Source organism: Marivita geojedonensis (assembly GCF_002115805.1).
Classification (GTDB): Bacteria; Pseudomonadota; Alphaproteobacteria; order Rhodobacterales; family Rhodobacteraceae; genus Marivita; species Marivita geojedonensis.
The window spans coordinates 49,122-62,683 of record NZ_JFKC01000002.1 but is presented as its reverse complement, the minus strand read 5'-3'; the positions used below and the strand labels follow the sequence as shown (position 1 = coordinate 62,683).

Sequence of the window (13,562 nt, the reverse complement as noted above, 5' to 3'; positions counted from 1 at the left end):
ATTCCGGGGTACAAGCATCAACACCAGATAATCTCAAATTGCAACTAAATGAGGCGACTCACGGATGTTTACCAAATGGTACAATTCGCAGCAGGCGACCTCTCATGACTGGTTGCACGATCTGCACCGACACCCGGAAACCGGGTTCGAGGAAATTCGCACCGCCGCCTTTGTCGCAGAACGGCTGACCAAGTTCGGCTACGACGTGACAACCAGGATCGGTGGCACCGGCGTGGTTGGCACGCTTCACGGCGCCAAGGCGTCGCGGAACGCCCCGGGCCGCATCGTTGCCTTTCGGGCAGAGTTGGACGCACTGCCGATGCAGGAAGCGACCAAGCTAGCTTATGCCTCGACAGACCCGGCACGATTTCATGGCTGTGGACACGACGGACACATGGTCACCGCACTGACCGCCGCCGCCTATCTGGCCGAGCACCGCGATTTCGACGGCACGGTCCGTTTCATCTTTCAGCCTGCTGAAGAGCTTCTGACAGGTGCCCGCGCGATGATCGCCGATGGCCTCTTCGACAGTTTCCCCTGCGACGAGATTTTCGCCCTGCACAATTCGCCTGACCTGCCAGCCGGGCAGATCGGCGTGCCGACAACTGCCGCGCTGTCTTCGGCCGACAATATCGACATCACCATTCGCGCAAACGGCGCGCATGGCTCCATGCCGCATACGGGCGAGGATGCCATTGCCGCTGCCGCGCATCTGATTACATCGGTGCAGCAGGCCGCCACACGGCTGGTCGATGCACGCGCCGCTGGGGTGATTTCCTTTGGCCTGCTGCACGGTGGAACCGCCCGGAACATCCTGCCCGACACCGTACGGCTCGAGGGCACGATGCGTACGACTGCGGAGGCAGTGCGCAATCGTCTGGCGGACATGTTGCAAGACGCGGTGCGCGCAACTGAACTGCTGTTCGGTGTCCTGATCGAGATCGACATCGAAACCGTCACCCCTGTCACCGTAAACAGCCCGTCCTGTGTTGCCGCCGCAGTATCTGCCGCGACACGCGTGGTTGGTGTCGACCGCGTGACCGAGAACGCCCGCAGCCTGATGGCTTCCGAGGATTTCGCGGAACTCTCGGCCCGTGTGCCGGGGGCCTATTTCTTTATCGGGCAGTCCGGCCCTGCCCCGCACCATCCCGAATTTGTCTTCGACACGGACATCATTCCTGTCGGAGCCGCCATCTTTGCCGATCTGGCAAAGCACCGCACGAGCGTTTCGCTCAACTCTCACCACCTGACCTGACACAGACATCATCCGAGGGAGGATACCCATGTCGTTCTGTTCCACCACTATGCTGAAAAGCGCCGTTGCCGCCAGCGCCCTGATCGCCGCCTCAGCCCAACTGGCCAGCGCCGAAATGCTGACCATGTCGTCCTGGGTGCCGCCGACCCATTTCGTGCACACCGATTTCCTTGTGCCCTTCACTGAAAAGGTCGCGGAAGTGACCGAAGGCCGTGTGACCGTGACGATCCTGCCCGCGCCTCTTGCCAGCCCGCCCCAGCATTGGGAACTGGCCCGCAATGGCGTGGCCGACATCACATGGGGCAACTTCACCTACGAGCCCGAGCGCTTTGTGTCGCTGTGGTTCGCGGAATTCCCGAACGCGGGCACAAATGCCGAAGCGCAAAGCCGTGCGCTGTGGCAGACATATGAAGCCTATCTCACCGACAACGCAGCGTTCGACGGTGTGAAGATGCTGGGCGTCGGCATGTTTGGTGGTGGCCAGTTGCACCACGGAACCAAAGCCGTGACCACGCCCGAGGACATGGCGAACACCAAGTTCCGTATGGGTGGCCCGATCCAGGAAAAACTGCTGACCTCTCTAGGAGCGGTTCCTGTCGCCGCTCCGGCCACCAAGGCCTATGAAATGCTGGAAAGCGGCGTCATCGACGGGTCTCTGCACACAATGGAGTCGGTGGTGAACTTCCGCCTCGAAGACAGCCTGAAGCGTCACACGATCTTCCCGAACGGCTTTTATGACGCGACCTTCTTCGTCGTCATGAACGGTGCCAAGTGGGACGGTCTGAGTGCCGAGGACAAGGCCGCCATCGAAAGCATCAGCGGTGAGACACTGTCTGCTGCCTGGGGCCGCAACTTTGACGCACAGAACCCCGCTGCCGTCGAAAAACTCAGCGCAGCCGGTCACGAGATTGTCGAAGCCTCGCCCGAACTGATCGCCGCCGTCGATGTCATCTATGGCGAGATGGTTGGCGAGTGGGTCGATGCGGCCAAGGCGGCTGGTGTCGAAGACCCGCAGGCGATGCTGGATTTCTACGGCGAAACCTACCAGGCACTTGCCGCGCAGGCCGCAGCACCGGTGTCTCAGTAAGCAATATCGCGGGGGCCGCACACCGGCCCCCGTTTTCTTGGGGAGGAGACCCGTCATGCTGCCTTTGGCATGGAAAATACGCCGTGGCGTCGAAACGGTGATGGCGCTGTTTCTACTGGCCATGGTGGCACTGACATTTGCCGACGTGATCGGACGGCGCTTGGTCGGCAAACCGATCTATGGCGCGAATGACATCACCGAACATCTGATGGCACTTGTGGTCTTTGCCGGTCTGCCATTGGTGACTGCCGCCGGGGCGCATCTGACCATCGACCTTGCCGACAAGCTGGTGAGCAAGCCGTGGATGGCATGGTGGCGGGGTTTGGTGGCCCTTCTGGTGACGGTGGTTCTGGCTGTCATCGCATGGCTGTTCGTCAAACACGGTCTGAACGCCTCGCGGATTTCCGAAGTGAGCCAGGCGCTCCGCGTGCCACGCGGCCCGCTTTATTTCTTCATGGCGCTGAGCTGCGCCCTGTCGGCCCTTGCCGCCCTGATCGTCGCGGTCACCGGCCCGATGATCGATCCCGAAGACACCCACGAGGAGGAAGCGTTATGATCGTCGGATCAATTGCCATGATCACGGCCATCCTTCTGGCCTTTCTGCGCGTCCCTCTGGCGATTTCTCTGCTGTCGGTGTCTGTCGCCGGCATCGGGTTCGCCATCAACTGGAACATCGCCTTCCAACTCCTGCCGCTGACGATCTCGGACGCGGTGTTGTCCTATGATCTGGCCGTGGTGCCGATGTTCATCCTGATGGGCAACGTCATCTCGAAGACCGGCATCGCGCATGATCTATTCCGCGCAGCCTATGCCTTTGTCGGCCATGTACGCGGTGGTCTGTCGCTGTCGACCATGGTGGCCTGTTCTGGCTTTTCCGCAGTTTGCGGATCAAGCTATGCGACGGCCGCGACGATGGCCAAGGTCGCCTATCCGAGCATGAAGAAGTACAACTACTCGGACGAGTTGGCCTCGGGCACCATCGCGGCGGGTGGCACATTGGGTATCCTGATCCCGCCGTCGATCATCATGGTGGTCTATGGCATCCTAACCCAGACCAATATCGGCGATCTGTTCATCGCAGGCGTTGTTCCCGGCCTGATCGGGCTGGCGCTTTACATGCTGGCGATCCGGGTCGTGGCGGCCCGCAATCCCGAACATGCGCCGCAGGGCGAGACAAGTGACTGGTCCGAACGGATCAAGGCGCTGTCCGGGATCTGGCCGTTTGTCCTGCTGTTCGGCCTGATCATCGGCGGGCTTTATGCCAAGCTCTTCACCCCGACCGAGGCGGCCGGCATGGGCGCGGGTCTCGCCATTCTGATCGCGACCTTTCACGGCCGCCTAACGTGGAAGGTTCTGCGGGCGGTGATCATCGACACGGCCTACACCTCGGTCTCGCTCTACGCGGTACTGTTCGGTGCGCTGATGCTGTCGAAGCTGCTCACGCTGTCAGGCCTTGCTGCAGGAGTTCTGGCACTGGTGCAATCGACCGGGCTGGAAGGCTACGCGCTGATCTTCGCAATCATGCTGGTGTTTCTGGTGCTGGGCTGCGTCATGGACTCCATGGCGATCATCCTGATCTTCGTGCCGCTCTTTGCGCCCATTGTGGTGACACAGGGATTTGATCTGGTCTGGTTTGGTATCATCGTGATCGTCGTGACCGAGATCGCATTGGTGACGCCGCCCGTTGGCATGAACGTATTCGTCTTGAAAGCGGTTTTGCCCGAGGTCCCGGTTGTGCGCATTTTCAAAGGACTTGTGCCCTTTATCGCCGTTGATGTCGTTCGGTTGGCGCTGCTGGTGGCATTCCCAGCCATCACTCTCTGGCTGGGGTCTACAGTAGGATAGGCATTCGTTTCAGGATCGCCTCCAGAGAGCGCTGCAGGTTGCAAAGACGGAGTGCATATTGATCGGCACTTCGTTGAGCACCCCTCTGTACGTACAACAGAAATGATCCCTTGTATTTGTTCAATTGAAGACAGCGGGGATCATTCAAGTTCCTTTCTCTCTGGGCAGATTTAATGAAACGCGAAGCGAAGATGTGGTCGGATTGAAAATCCTCGTGTCGGTGGTTCGATTCCGCCCCCGGGCACCACTTTAGTAATAAAAACAAGCCACTTGCGCATCGCACAGTTTTCACTTCATGCGTTGCACACTCATCGCACAGTTTTTCGTGCGTTGAAGTGGCGCTGGGCGGGCTGAAACACTGTGTTGAACACCGTGTTTGGAATCGCTGTGTTGGACACACTGTTCGCAACACAGTGTTTGCCCCACACCAACTTGAACACAGTTCGCAACCACAGTGTTTTGGAACGCAGTCGAAAATAGCGTGTTGGTGTAATTTCCAGCTGCGCAGACGAAATCGAACGTGAGCGACAGCCTCCATCTCTAACCCGGATTTCGTCCTGTCACGATGAATTGCGGAGACACTAGCAAATAGGTGCCGGAAGCTAGGGCCTGCTCAACTTGTTCTACAACTCCTCTGATTATTGTTGCGTCAAGCGTTCCGCTCTTGTGAGCATATTTAGCCATGTTGCGGACCATTCCCAAAAGACGACCGTTCGCATCTGCATTCGCAATAATCGAAACTTGAATGTCTTTAAAACCGGCATCTACGAATGTGCGGTAGAGCTTTCGACCCATGTCAGAGTTTCGGCAAGCATGTGATGCGGCCTTGACGAACTCACGCCAAGCGTCGTGCTCGACGGGTTCAGCAACCATCATGTACCAATCGCCATCAATGGCATGCGCCAAGCCACCTGGTCGAAGAACTCTTCGAAATTCGCGCAACGTCTGGACTGGATTGTCGACGTACATAATCGTGTTGCGAGCAGAAATCCGATCCAGCAAGCCGTCTGAAAGCGGAAGCGAACCACCGTCGCTTTGATGCGTACTTAGTCGTTCGGAAACAGCCGCATCAGCTGCGTTCTGCTTGGCAAATGCAAGGAATTGAGAATTGATGTCGATGGCATGAACGTGCCCTCGCTCGCCCACCCGTTTGGCGAACTCCACAGCAACTCTTCCCGGGCCGCACCCAAAGTCCGCAACAGTTTGTCCTAACGAAATCTTCGCTGGTTCGTACAGCGCTTCAGCCGCGTCGTCCCATCGGAACCCGTCCTTGTATGCTGACATGCGATCTGGATCGATGTCGCGCCAGTTTGCCTTGTAGAATGGTTCGTCCACCAAGTCTCAGCCTTCCAGACTTTCTAGTTATACCTACTAGCACAATTGGAAGATAACGTCTGCCATAGGGCAAATGCAGGGTTGGGAACACACTGTTTGCCCATAGCCCTGCAACACAGTTCTCAGCCACAGTGTTTGGTTTATCGCTCTAATATCACCCGTAGGCTTCGGCTCGCTGCTCGAACCAATGGCCAATCCTCAGCATCCGGTTCGCGAGGAACTTACACGTTTTACAGCGGAATGACCGCGGAGTTCGAAGTGGTCGTAGTGTTGGCGCATCGCGTACCGCTGCGGGACTTCCAATCTTGAGAAGTTCCATTTTGAGTTGGCTATCTTGGATGGGACGCATGGAATTATGTGACATCTGTTCAGCTCCTCAGATTGGGTGTCTTGTGATCCTACCTCCGTGATAGCTGCGTTAGTTTTATTGACACAAACGATCATATTTCACACAGTGCATTAGAAAAAGTATGGCAAGATGGTTCGACGACTTCCGAATTTGAAACAACTTCGCGCGTTTGAGGCCGCTGCTCGACACGGCAGTTTCAAGGTTGCCGCCAAAGAGTTGAATGTGACACAGGCGGCTGTCAGCCATCAGGTCAAGGCGTTGGAAGAGGCGCTCAATATCAAGCTGTTTCACCGACGAACGCGCCGTATCGACCCAACGCCAGAGGCCGTTGCCTATGCAGATGCCTTGGGAAAAGCTTTGGACTTGATCGAACGCGCCACCGCCGACTTGGGTAATCGCCGCATGGATGGAACCCTGAAAATATCCTGCGCGCCATACTACGGGAACCGTATGCTTTTACCGCGGTTGGCCCGGTTTCACGCAGCCCACCCCGGGCTTAAGATCATGCCCGAGATGGATTCTACTGTCATTGACTTCGGCAAGTCCGACTTGGACGCCGGCTTGCGGTATGGTGCGGGCAGTTGGGCAGGGCTGGGTGAGGTCGAATTACACAGCGACCTTCTGATACCCGTAGCTGCACCCGTGATGCTGGAAGGTCGAAAACCGCCGTTGGATCCAAGTGAAATTGCCACGATGAACCTTGGTTACGTTGGCGGTCAAGAATCTCGGTGGGAGCGATGGTTTGCGACAGTTGGGTACACCGGGGTCATTCCGGCGACCTTTCTTCAATACGGAAACCGTGCCCGCGTGATCGATCTCGCTTTTTCTGGTCATGGAGTTGCGCTTGGAGACAAACGATTGTTGCAGGAGGATTTGGACTCTGGCCGATTGGTTCAGCTTCACCCACACGCAATCAACGGAACTGAAGCGATGTATGTGGTTTTCCCGAAAACCCCTGCACCGGACCCAAGAGTGATCGCATTTGCCGAATGGTTGCGAGACGATCTCACAAGGGAATAAGTGCGAACGGCGGCATTGCCCTGCAAGATCTTCGCTCTTCTGTTCACCAGCCACAGCATACTATGGCCACTTCGGTCAGTGCCTTTAACTTGGTAGGTTAGCAGATTATCATGGATATCATTGGCATGCGAGTAGTTTGGTATGCAACATTAAGTTCCAAACTACTCAGACATGGCTGTCTCCCGGCAGCGCAGTTTTTTTCGGTGATAGGTCAGAACCTCTGTCTTGCATTTACCGCTGACATTCGGAGGATCAGCAATGATGTACACTCCTCTAGCTACATCACCAGAACGAAGAGATCTGTGGGCTAACCTGGGACCCTCTTCCTGCACGCAGGTCTCTTCATCCCCTCATCCCTATCCAAGAGCTTTACCTCTACCATCGCAGAGGCCGTCAGCGCCCTCTCTAGGCTGACTATGCCCATCTCTAGGCTGCCTATCAGGTTCCATAGGAAGGCCATATCAGTCTCTGGAGGGAATAGCGGACTTCCGGGCAGGTAGCGGTGAATGGCTGGGGAGAGCCTACCGTGGGAGAGCTATAAACGGGCAAGGCCTTCTCTCAGCAAATCGTCGAGCTTTGGATCAAGAAAGATGTCAATGCAACCTGCTCGAAAGTCGGACACGAACTTCGGAGCGAACGCGTTCAAAGCCTCAAGATGCTCGCGCGCCTCATCGTGCCGATCCAGCAGTCCGTAGCATGCAGCCACCAACAAGCGGCGATAAGGCACTTTGGGCTGCGTTTCTATTGCGAGTTCACCCCAGTGAATGGCATCTTTAAGCTTATCCTCGGAAAAGCTTGCCAAAGCCATTGCCAAATAGGCACCTGCGATACCTGTGTCCCGGCTCTTTGGACTCAGCATGAGCCCTCGCTTGGCATGCGCGCGTGCCTCATCCGGCCTACCCACAAGAGCTTCACAAATGGACATGAAGAATAGCGTCCAGGTGAAATTTGGGTTGATGTCCAAAGCTTTTCGGTGGTCCCGAAGTGCCGCTTCATATTGCCCAAGAGAGGCACGTAGCTCGCCGCGAACCGTCAGCGCATGAACATTGTTTGGCTCTAAACCCAAGAGTCTTTCAGCGGCGTCCAGCGCCTGTTCCTTCGCCAAATCTGGATCAGGAGGCCACCGGCAAAGAAAGCTGTAGAAGTGCCCCCAAGCCAAAACCAACAACGCTTGGGGCATGTCTGGCTGTTCTTGCAATATATCCTCCGCTGCGCTGATTGCGCGCGCAACGTGTTCAGGGCCCGAATTTCGCTTTCCAATATTCAGGTCATGATGAGCTCTCAGCGCTCGATCGTAGAGCGACATAGACGTGATTTCCGCACGGCTTGCCCTAAGTCCCTCTGTGATCTCGATTTGTGGCGCAACGGCACCTACCACACTTGCCGTTATGTCGTCCTGAAGGTCGAACAACTCGGACAGTTCGCGATCAAAACGCTCAGCCCATACCAAGTGGTTGTTGTTTGCATCGAGCAGCTGTGCCGAGACGCGCAGACGTTTCGATGTTCGCCTCACGGTGCACGTCAAAATATATCGGACGCCAATTTCCTGCGCGATCTCCTGTGCACCAACCGACGTGTCCCGATACGCGAAGCCAGTTTCGGGTGCCATCACTCTTAGACCGGGAAACCGCCCCAGTTCGATCGTAACATCTTCGGTCAGTCCGTCCGTGAAATACGTGTCCGACTGGTCGGCTGACAGATCACGGAACGGCCGCACCAGGATTGTTGGCGGCGTTCCTACCTCTGGCACATCTGCAGGGATTGGTGTTTCCTCAGTCCGTGCCGCACCCGAATGCCCAGACCTCTGCGCCATCGCATGCCTAAACATGTCCTGTGTTTCTGGTTCCGGTCGTATACCCAATTCTTTATCGAGAAAGGACTCAAAACGGCGATAGCGCTGCACCGCCGCGTTTGGTTGCGCGACAAGTATTTGACTGCGCATCAGCCGTCGCACGGCATTTTCGTTCAGCGGGTCGAGCGAACTGAGTTGAGATAGATACGACACTGCTCGAGCAAAGTTTTGTGTCGCTTCGGCTTCTTCGGCGAGAGAGATAAGAGACTTGGCCACCACGGCGGACAACCGCGATTGTTCTGTCGCTCGCCAGGTGTCGTATTCGGAAGAAATACCGCTGAGATCGTCCAGGAACATCTCGCCATTTGCGATTGGCGCGACCTCGCTTTCGCTAACCTTGAGGTCTCCAATTCCCAGCCGGGCTATATCGGTTCTGATAGGCCCGGCATTCAGCATTATCGTGTCACGATCAACCGTCAGGATGCTCTCATGGGCGAGCGCTTTGCGTATCGTGCTCAGCGATTGGCGAAGACTGGCGCGTCCAGCACCTTCAAGAGAGCCTGGCCACACCAATTCGACGAGCCTGTCCCTCGCAACTGGATGGCCCGAGTGTGCGGCAAGAAAAGCAAGAACCGCACGGTCTTTACGGCCTGGTAAAGGGCAATTTTTGCCAAACGCGTCGGTCACGGAAAACGCACCGATCAATCGGAAACAGTACAAATAGTCGTCCGGATTCTCACGATTTTGCATTTCTTTGACGATCGCCTCCCGCCTTAGCTGACGCGGTCATCTCAAAACTAAAGCCAGCAACCTACAGAATCGAGGAGAAAAGAGATGAGCCTTTATGAAGGACCGCGAGACGTAACCCAGCATCTGAAGCAATTGGAAACGAAATATGGATTAGGCCAGACCCTTCATGGCCCGCAACAGTATCACGGTTGGAGAGCGGAGCGTGACTGGATTCAAAGAGAGGAACCCTGCTGCCAGAGACCTGCTGAGAAGTCCGGCCGTGCGATTGCTGCAAAAGTTGGGAAAAGGCTCTTGGGCTGGACGCGACCTTTCGGGAAATCAATCTGAAACTGTTATTGGTTTGATAAGGCGTCGGTCATGTTTACGATTGCTTCCAGCCCAGAGTGGTCAAGGGGCAAAAGCCCCATCAACGCGCCGAAAGGAAGCCTCTGCTTGAAAAGCGCCGCCGGTATTCTGCTGGACTGAGCCCGGTCATCTTCTTGAAAAGCCTACGAAACGCTCTTGGGTCCGCATAACCCACCGCATCTGCGATCGCATCAACACTCAATCCGTCCATCTCGAGAAATTGTTTGGCCTCCTCGACCCGCAGAGACTTAACGTAGTCTTTCGGGCTATATCCCGTGGCCGCACGGAACCTCCGGTCGAAAGTTCGTCTCGGAAGGCCAGAGCGTGAGATCATGCGCCCGACCGCATCACGCTTACTGTAGGCCTCGGCTAGCCATGCCTGGCATTCATGGATGACGGCATCCTCGCTTTGCAACCGTCTCATGGGTGCCGCATAGTGCCGCTGACCATCGGGCTTTGGGTCCACACAATAAAACCGGGCAGACTTGGCTGCGTGCTCGGGGCCGATGTACCGCGCAATCAAATACAGAGCGAGGTCCTGCCAAGATGCCATACCGCCCGACATGACGATGGAGTCTCCTTCACCGGCGAAGGTAAGCGTACGATCCGGACAGAAGTCCACTTTTGGATAACGCTTTTGAAAGACCTCGCTCATGGACCAATGTGCTGTTGCCTCTTCCCCATCCAAGAGGCCGGCATCGGCCAATAGCGCTGAACCTGAACACGCGGTCGCGAGGCGCGCTCCGGATGCGTGTCGGTCCACTACCCAGTCAATCTCAGGCCCAAGAACGTCCCGGGGTGGAGTTAAAATGCCGATCCTGAAATTGGGCAGACAAATGATCTCTGCGTCATCCGCTTCATCGAGACTCGCGTCCGGCATAACGGGCACACCGCTGATACAGCGAAATGGTTCCTTGCCTCTAGCGACGACCCTAACTCGTGTCATGGGGGGTGTAGGTGTACCCTCCGTGAGATAGGACCATGCCGACCCGACAGATGTCAGCAAGTCGTAGAGGCCGTAAAGTATGGCGCCTCGGCAGCTCTCTGCTGCGAGCACGTCAATCCTAAGCGGATCGACGGTGAAATCCCTCGCATTCATTTTCCATCACCTCCCTGGCGAACTCATGGCTGAATTGGCCCTGTTGTGGCCAGACTGACCCTAACGCGACGCATCTTTACGCAGCAATTTGGAGAAGCCTACGAAACATTGTGAGGGAAATCATGACTTTTGAAGCATTCAAATCCGCAGAGAAGGAAGGGTGGGATGCGCGTGCGGCTGCCTACGACAAATTTACAGGCCGTGTGACAACCGGAGCCATTCCAACGCTTTTAGCGATGGCTGAAACAGCCCCCGGTAACCGTATTCTCGATCTTTGCTGTGGTACCGGGCGTGCTGCAGGCGCCGCCAGCGCATTGGGTGCAATTGCCGAAGGGCTCGATGTCTCCCCTGAAATGGTGCGTGCGGCGAAGGCGGCCTTTCCTGCAGTGTCGTTCAGTGTGGGAGATGCGGAAACCATTCCGAAGGATGACGATCTCTATGACGCGGTGATTTGCTCATTCGGGGTCATGCATGTTGGTAGTCCCGAGGCGATGTTCAAAGAGATTGCTCGGGTTTTGAAACCCGGCGGCCGCGTCGCGCTTAGCCATTGGGTTGGGCCTCCGGACTCTCCGCTTTTTCGGATCGTCTTTGGAACGATGCAGCGTCTTGCAGATATGTCAGTCGTACCACCTTCACCGCCTCCGTTCGCGCTTTCGTCAGAAGATGCCATGCGAGAAGCCTTGCAGAGTTCTGGTTTTGGCGAGGTCTCGTGCAGCCTTTTGCCGCTAGTCTTTAAGGCCCCCCAAGGGAAATTTGCCGAACACTTCAGAGCCTTCGCCGCCAGGGCAGCCGTCATACTCGACAAGCAGACCGACGATACATTGAATGAAATCTACGCCGCTTGGGAGAACCAGCTAGAGAGCTTTTTGGTTGAAGGGGAATATCGCGTTCCAATGCCCGCCCTAGCCGTGACTTCTACCCGTCGAGAGTAGGTTGGAGCGGGAAACCTAGCACGCGTTCGTAGCGTAGCTATCAAACCTGGGTGAACCAACGCGTTTGACCTTTGTGATGGCTCCGCAGTCTGCGACGCGCTCCTCCCAACCACGGAGACAGCGGAGCCTGGCAACGTTACGGGAAAACGCTGCGATCTTGATAGATAGCGAAAGCCTGTTCTGAACACAAACCGCTCTCGATACGCCCAAATTGTTAGCGAACACATCACTTTCTCAGAATGCATAACTGCATTGCAGCATTGGCAATTGAAAAGCGCGGCCACAGCGCTCACTTGTTCCTCAGCGCTGACCCATCTCCTCCTCCCTTGGGTCAACGGACATTTCTAGGCGGCGCACTCTCCTCCCTTGTGCGTCGCCTTTTTTTGACCTGACCCTCATATGCGTCTGCGCCATTCCGAGTTTCTACGGCTGGGAATGAGGCGCCGCCTGTCCTGCGGCGCTGTGATTAGCTATACCTACAAAAGCGAGGCACTTAGGTACGAAGCAATGACCCTTTTCCTAGTCACTTTGCTTATTGTGTCGGGTGCATGGGTTTACTGGTCCTGGTCGAGAAAAGAGACCCACAAACGACTTCTCACTACGCCGCTGTCCAAGCACCAGCATGCCATTCTCGCTGAACAGGTTCCATTGATTGAAAAGTTACCGCCGCAACTGCGCAAAAAGCTAGACGGCAAGATTAACCTGTTCTTGAACCAGGTCGAGTTCAGCGGGTGCAACGGCCTGGATGTCACAGAGGAGATGAAGCTCTCGATTGCCGCACAGAAGAACACGCGCTTGCTGGCATCAGCTGTGTACTTGATCGGCGTAACGCCGGTATCCTTGTGACTCCCATCGCAAAACGGCTGCTTGCTACTCTTGCCACAGGCACACCAGAAGTAGTTTTTGCCTTCTTCAACTTCGACGGCGTAAGGCGATTTTTGTGCGATGATGGGTGCTGTCATTTTGGCCATTCCTCTTGTGGTTCTCGCGAGGAATTAGACCGGCCAACCGACAAGTGAAGCTTGTCGCTATTGCACTGACAAAGGATTCAACAAGTCATCCGTGTCGAGGACGAGAACTTGCCGCCACAACGGACTTTTGAAGTAGTGGCGCTCTCTTTGGCCATCGCGTTCCGTGTCCTGAGAAAAGATCAAGCCTGACCATTCTAAAGGACGCAACACGAACGATTTGAACACCGATCGCTCGCGCCAAGTGCCGACGTCGCTATTTGCGTCATCCCCATAAAATGCACGGAAGAGATCTTCCTCTGACGCGCCGTGGTCAATCTCGACATTGATCACGTTCATCCAAACATCCCAGTTGCCTAAGGGCTGTTCATCGAAACGCCCGTAGCTGCTGTGATCAACGTTGAGGACGTAGAACGGGACTAGAGTATCCAAGAGCCGCGCGGGATGCTTGGCGATCTCTTTGCCCCGCTTGGTCAACCTGAATGCACCCTTGTAATGCCGACCCAGCTTGAGTTCGACGAGCAGGAAGTGAAGCAGTTCAAGCGGAGGGAAGTCGTACTCGTTCAAAACCTTGTTGTAACGAAGCAGCTCGTCCGCGCTCATTCCTGGCCAGTCAAAGTGCTCGGCTGCCCATTTGACAAACGTTCGCTTGAAAGCCTTTGTCTGTGTCAATCCAATCGCCCCATAATCTTCCACATGCTGCAGGGTCAGTGACGCTGCGCGCAACAAGGGCGAATACGCAAGTTCGGGATGATCGTCAGACAGCTGGCGGAATTCGATCATCG

11 protein-coding genes and 1 pseudogene are annotated in these 13,562 nt (G+C 56.0%); 7 read left to right on the top strand and 5 right to left on the bottom strand.

Going from position 1 to position 13,562, the window contains the following annotated elements:
* The first annotated feature begins 64 nt into the window (after positions 1-64).
* From MGEO_RS03440 to MGEO_RS03425, 4 genes are read left to right on the top strand one after another with little or no spacing between them, the layout of a single operon-like run.
* The gene (locus MGEO_RS03440; RefSeq protein WP_085635320.1) at positions 65-1,255 is read left to right on the top strand and encodes a M20 metallopeptidase family protein; all 1,191 of its coding nucleotides are present in this window, start codon (positions 65-67) and stop codon (positions 1,253-1,255) included.
* 28 nt (positions 1,256-1,283) lie between these two features.
* Positions 1,284-2,342 (top strand): TRAP transporter substrate-binding protein, encoded by a 1,059-nt coding sequence (locus MGEO_RS03435; protein ID WP_085635319.1) that lies wholly within the window; start codon positions 1,284-1,286, stop codon positions 2,340-2,342.
* A 55-nt stretch (positions 2,343-2,397) separates the two neighbouring features.
* Positions 2,398-2,898 (top strand): TRAP transporter small permease, encoded by a 501-nt coding sequence (locus tag MGEO_RS03430; RefSeq protein ID WP_085635318.1) that lies wholly within the window; start codon positions 2,398-2,400, stop codon positions 2,896-2,898.
* The gene (locus tag MGEO_RS03425; RefSeq protein ID WP_085635317.1) at positions 2,895-4,187 is read left to right on the top strand and encodes a TRAP transporter large permease; all 1,293 of its coding nucleotides are present in this window, start codon (positions 2,895-2,897) and stop codon (positions 4,185-4,187) included. Before MGEO_RS03430 ends, MGEO_RS03425 begins: the two co-directional genes overlap by 4 nt.
* 540 nt (positions 4,188-4,727) lie before the next feature.
* On the opposite strand, the gene MGEO_RS03420 is transcribed toward MGEO_RS03425, so the two are convergent.
* Entirely contained in the window at positions 4,728-5,522 is a 795-nt protein-coding gene (locus MGEO_RS03420; RefSeq protein WP_143746229.1) for a methyltransferase domain-containing protein, read from the bottom strand.
* Between the two features lie 499 nt (positions 5,523-6,021).
* Here MGEO_RS03420 and MGEO_RS03415 point away from each other — a divergent pair, with 499 nt between their 5' ends.
* Entirely contained in the window at positions 6,022-6,891 is an 870-nt protein-coding gene (locus tag MGEO_RS03415; RefSeq protein ID WP_211297963.1) for a LysR substrate-binding domain-containing protein, read from the top strand.
* A 535-nt stretch (positions 6,892-7,426) separates the two neighbouring features.
* On the opposite strand, the gene MGEO_RS03410 is transcribed toward MGEO_RS03415, so the two are convergent.
* Positions 7,427-9,433: a BTAD domain-containing putative transcriptional regulator gene (locus tag MGEO_RS03410; protein WP_085635314.1), complete on the bottom strand. Its 2,007-nt coding sequence runs from the start codon at positions 9,431-9,433 to the stop codon at positions 7,427-7,429.
* 406 nt (positions 9,434-9,839) lie between these two features.
* Positions 9,840-10,724, bottom strand: coding sequence for a GlxA family transcriptional regulator (locus MGEO_RS21670; RefSeq protein ID WP_332908299.1), 885 nt, complete (start codon positions 10,722-10,724; stop codon positions 9,840-9,842).
* 275 nt (positions 10,725-10,999) lie between these two features.
* Here MGEO_RS21670 and MGEO_RS03400 point away from each other — a divergent pair, with 275 nt between their 5' ends.
* On the top strand, positions 11,000-11,809 hold the full coding sequence (locus tag MGEO_RS03400) for a class I SAM-dependent methyltransferase (RefSeq protein WP_085635312.1): 810 nt from the start codon (positions 11,000-11,002) through the stop codon (positions 11,807-11,809).
* Between the two features lie 399 nt (positions 11,810-12,208).
* A complete protein-coding gene (locus MGEO_RS03395; protein WP_085635311.1) occupies positions 12,209-12,655 on the top strand; it encodes a zinc-dependent peptidase in 447 nt (148 codons plus the stop codon).
* On the opposite strand, the pseudogene MGEO_RS03390 reads toward MGEO_RS03395, so the two are convergent.
* Together MGEO_RS03390 and MGEO_RS03385 are read right to left on the bottom strand one after the other, a co-directional pair.
* A pseudogene (locus MGEO_RS03390) lies at positions 12,574-12,771 on the bottom strand (CDGSH iron-sulfur domain-containing protein); the annotation flags it as partial. The gene MGEO_RS03395 and the pseudogene MGEO_RS03390 overlap by 82 nt on opposite strands.
* Before the next feature lie 66 nt (positions 12,772-12,837).
* On the bottom strand, positions 12,838-13,560 hold the full coding sequence (locus MGEO_RS03385; protein ID WP_085635310.1) for a hypothetical protein: 723 nt from the start codon (positions 13,558-13,560) through the stop codon (positions 12,838-12,840).
* Positions 13,561-13,562 lie beyond the last annotated feature (2 nt).

Excerpts from the sequence above, each read along its gene's own strand:
- MGEO_RS21670 (WP_332908299.1), bottom strand. The coding sequence starts at position 10,724 with ATGACACGAGTTAGGGTCGTCGCTAGAGGCAAGGAACCATTTCGCTGT.
- MGEO_RS03440 (WP_085635320.1), top strand. The coding sequence starts at position 65 with ATGTTTACCAAATGGTACAATTCGCAGCAGGCGACCTCTCATGACTGG.
- MGEO_RS03385 (WP_085635310.1), bottom strand. The coding sequence starts at position 13,560 with ATGATCGAATTCCGCCAGCTGTCTGACGATCATCCCGAACTTGCGTAT.
- MGEO_RS03435 (WP_085635319.1), top strand. The coding sequence starts at position 1,284 with ATGTCGTTCTGTTCCACCACTATGCTGAAAAGCGCCGTTGCCGCCAGC.
- MGEO_RS03410 (WP_085635314.1), bottom strand. The coding sequence starts at position 9,433 with ATGCAAAATCGTGAGAATCCGGACGACTATTTGTACTGTTTCCGATTG.
- MGEO_RS03395 (WP_085635311.1), top strand. The coding sequence starts at position 12,209 with ATGCGTCTGCGCCATTCCGAGTTTCTACGGCTGGGAATGAGGCGCCGC.
- MGEO_RS03400 (WP_085635312.1), top strand. The coding sequence starts at position 11,000 with ATGACTTTTGAAGCATTCAAATCCGCAGAGAAGGAAGGGTGGGATGCG.
- MGEO_RS03430 (WP_085635318.1), top strand. The coding sequence starts at position 2,398 with ATGCTGCCTTTGGCATGGAAAATACGCCGTGGCGTCGAAACGGTGATG.
- MGEO_RS03425 (WP_085635317.1), top strand. The coding sequence starts at position 2,895 with ATGATCGTCGGATCAATTGCCATGATCACGGCCATCCTTCTGGCCTTT.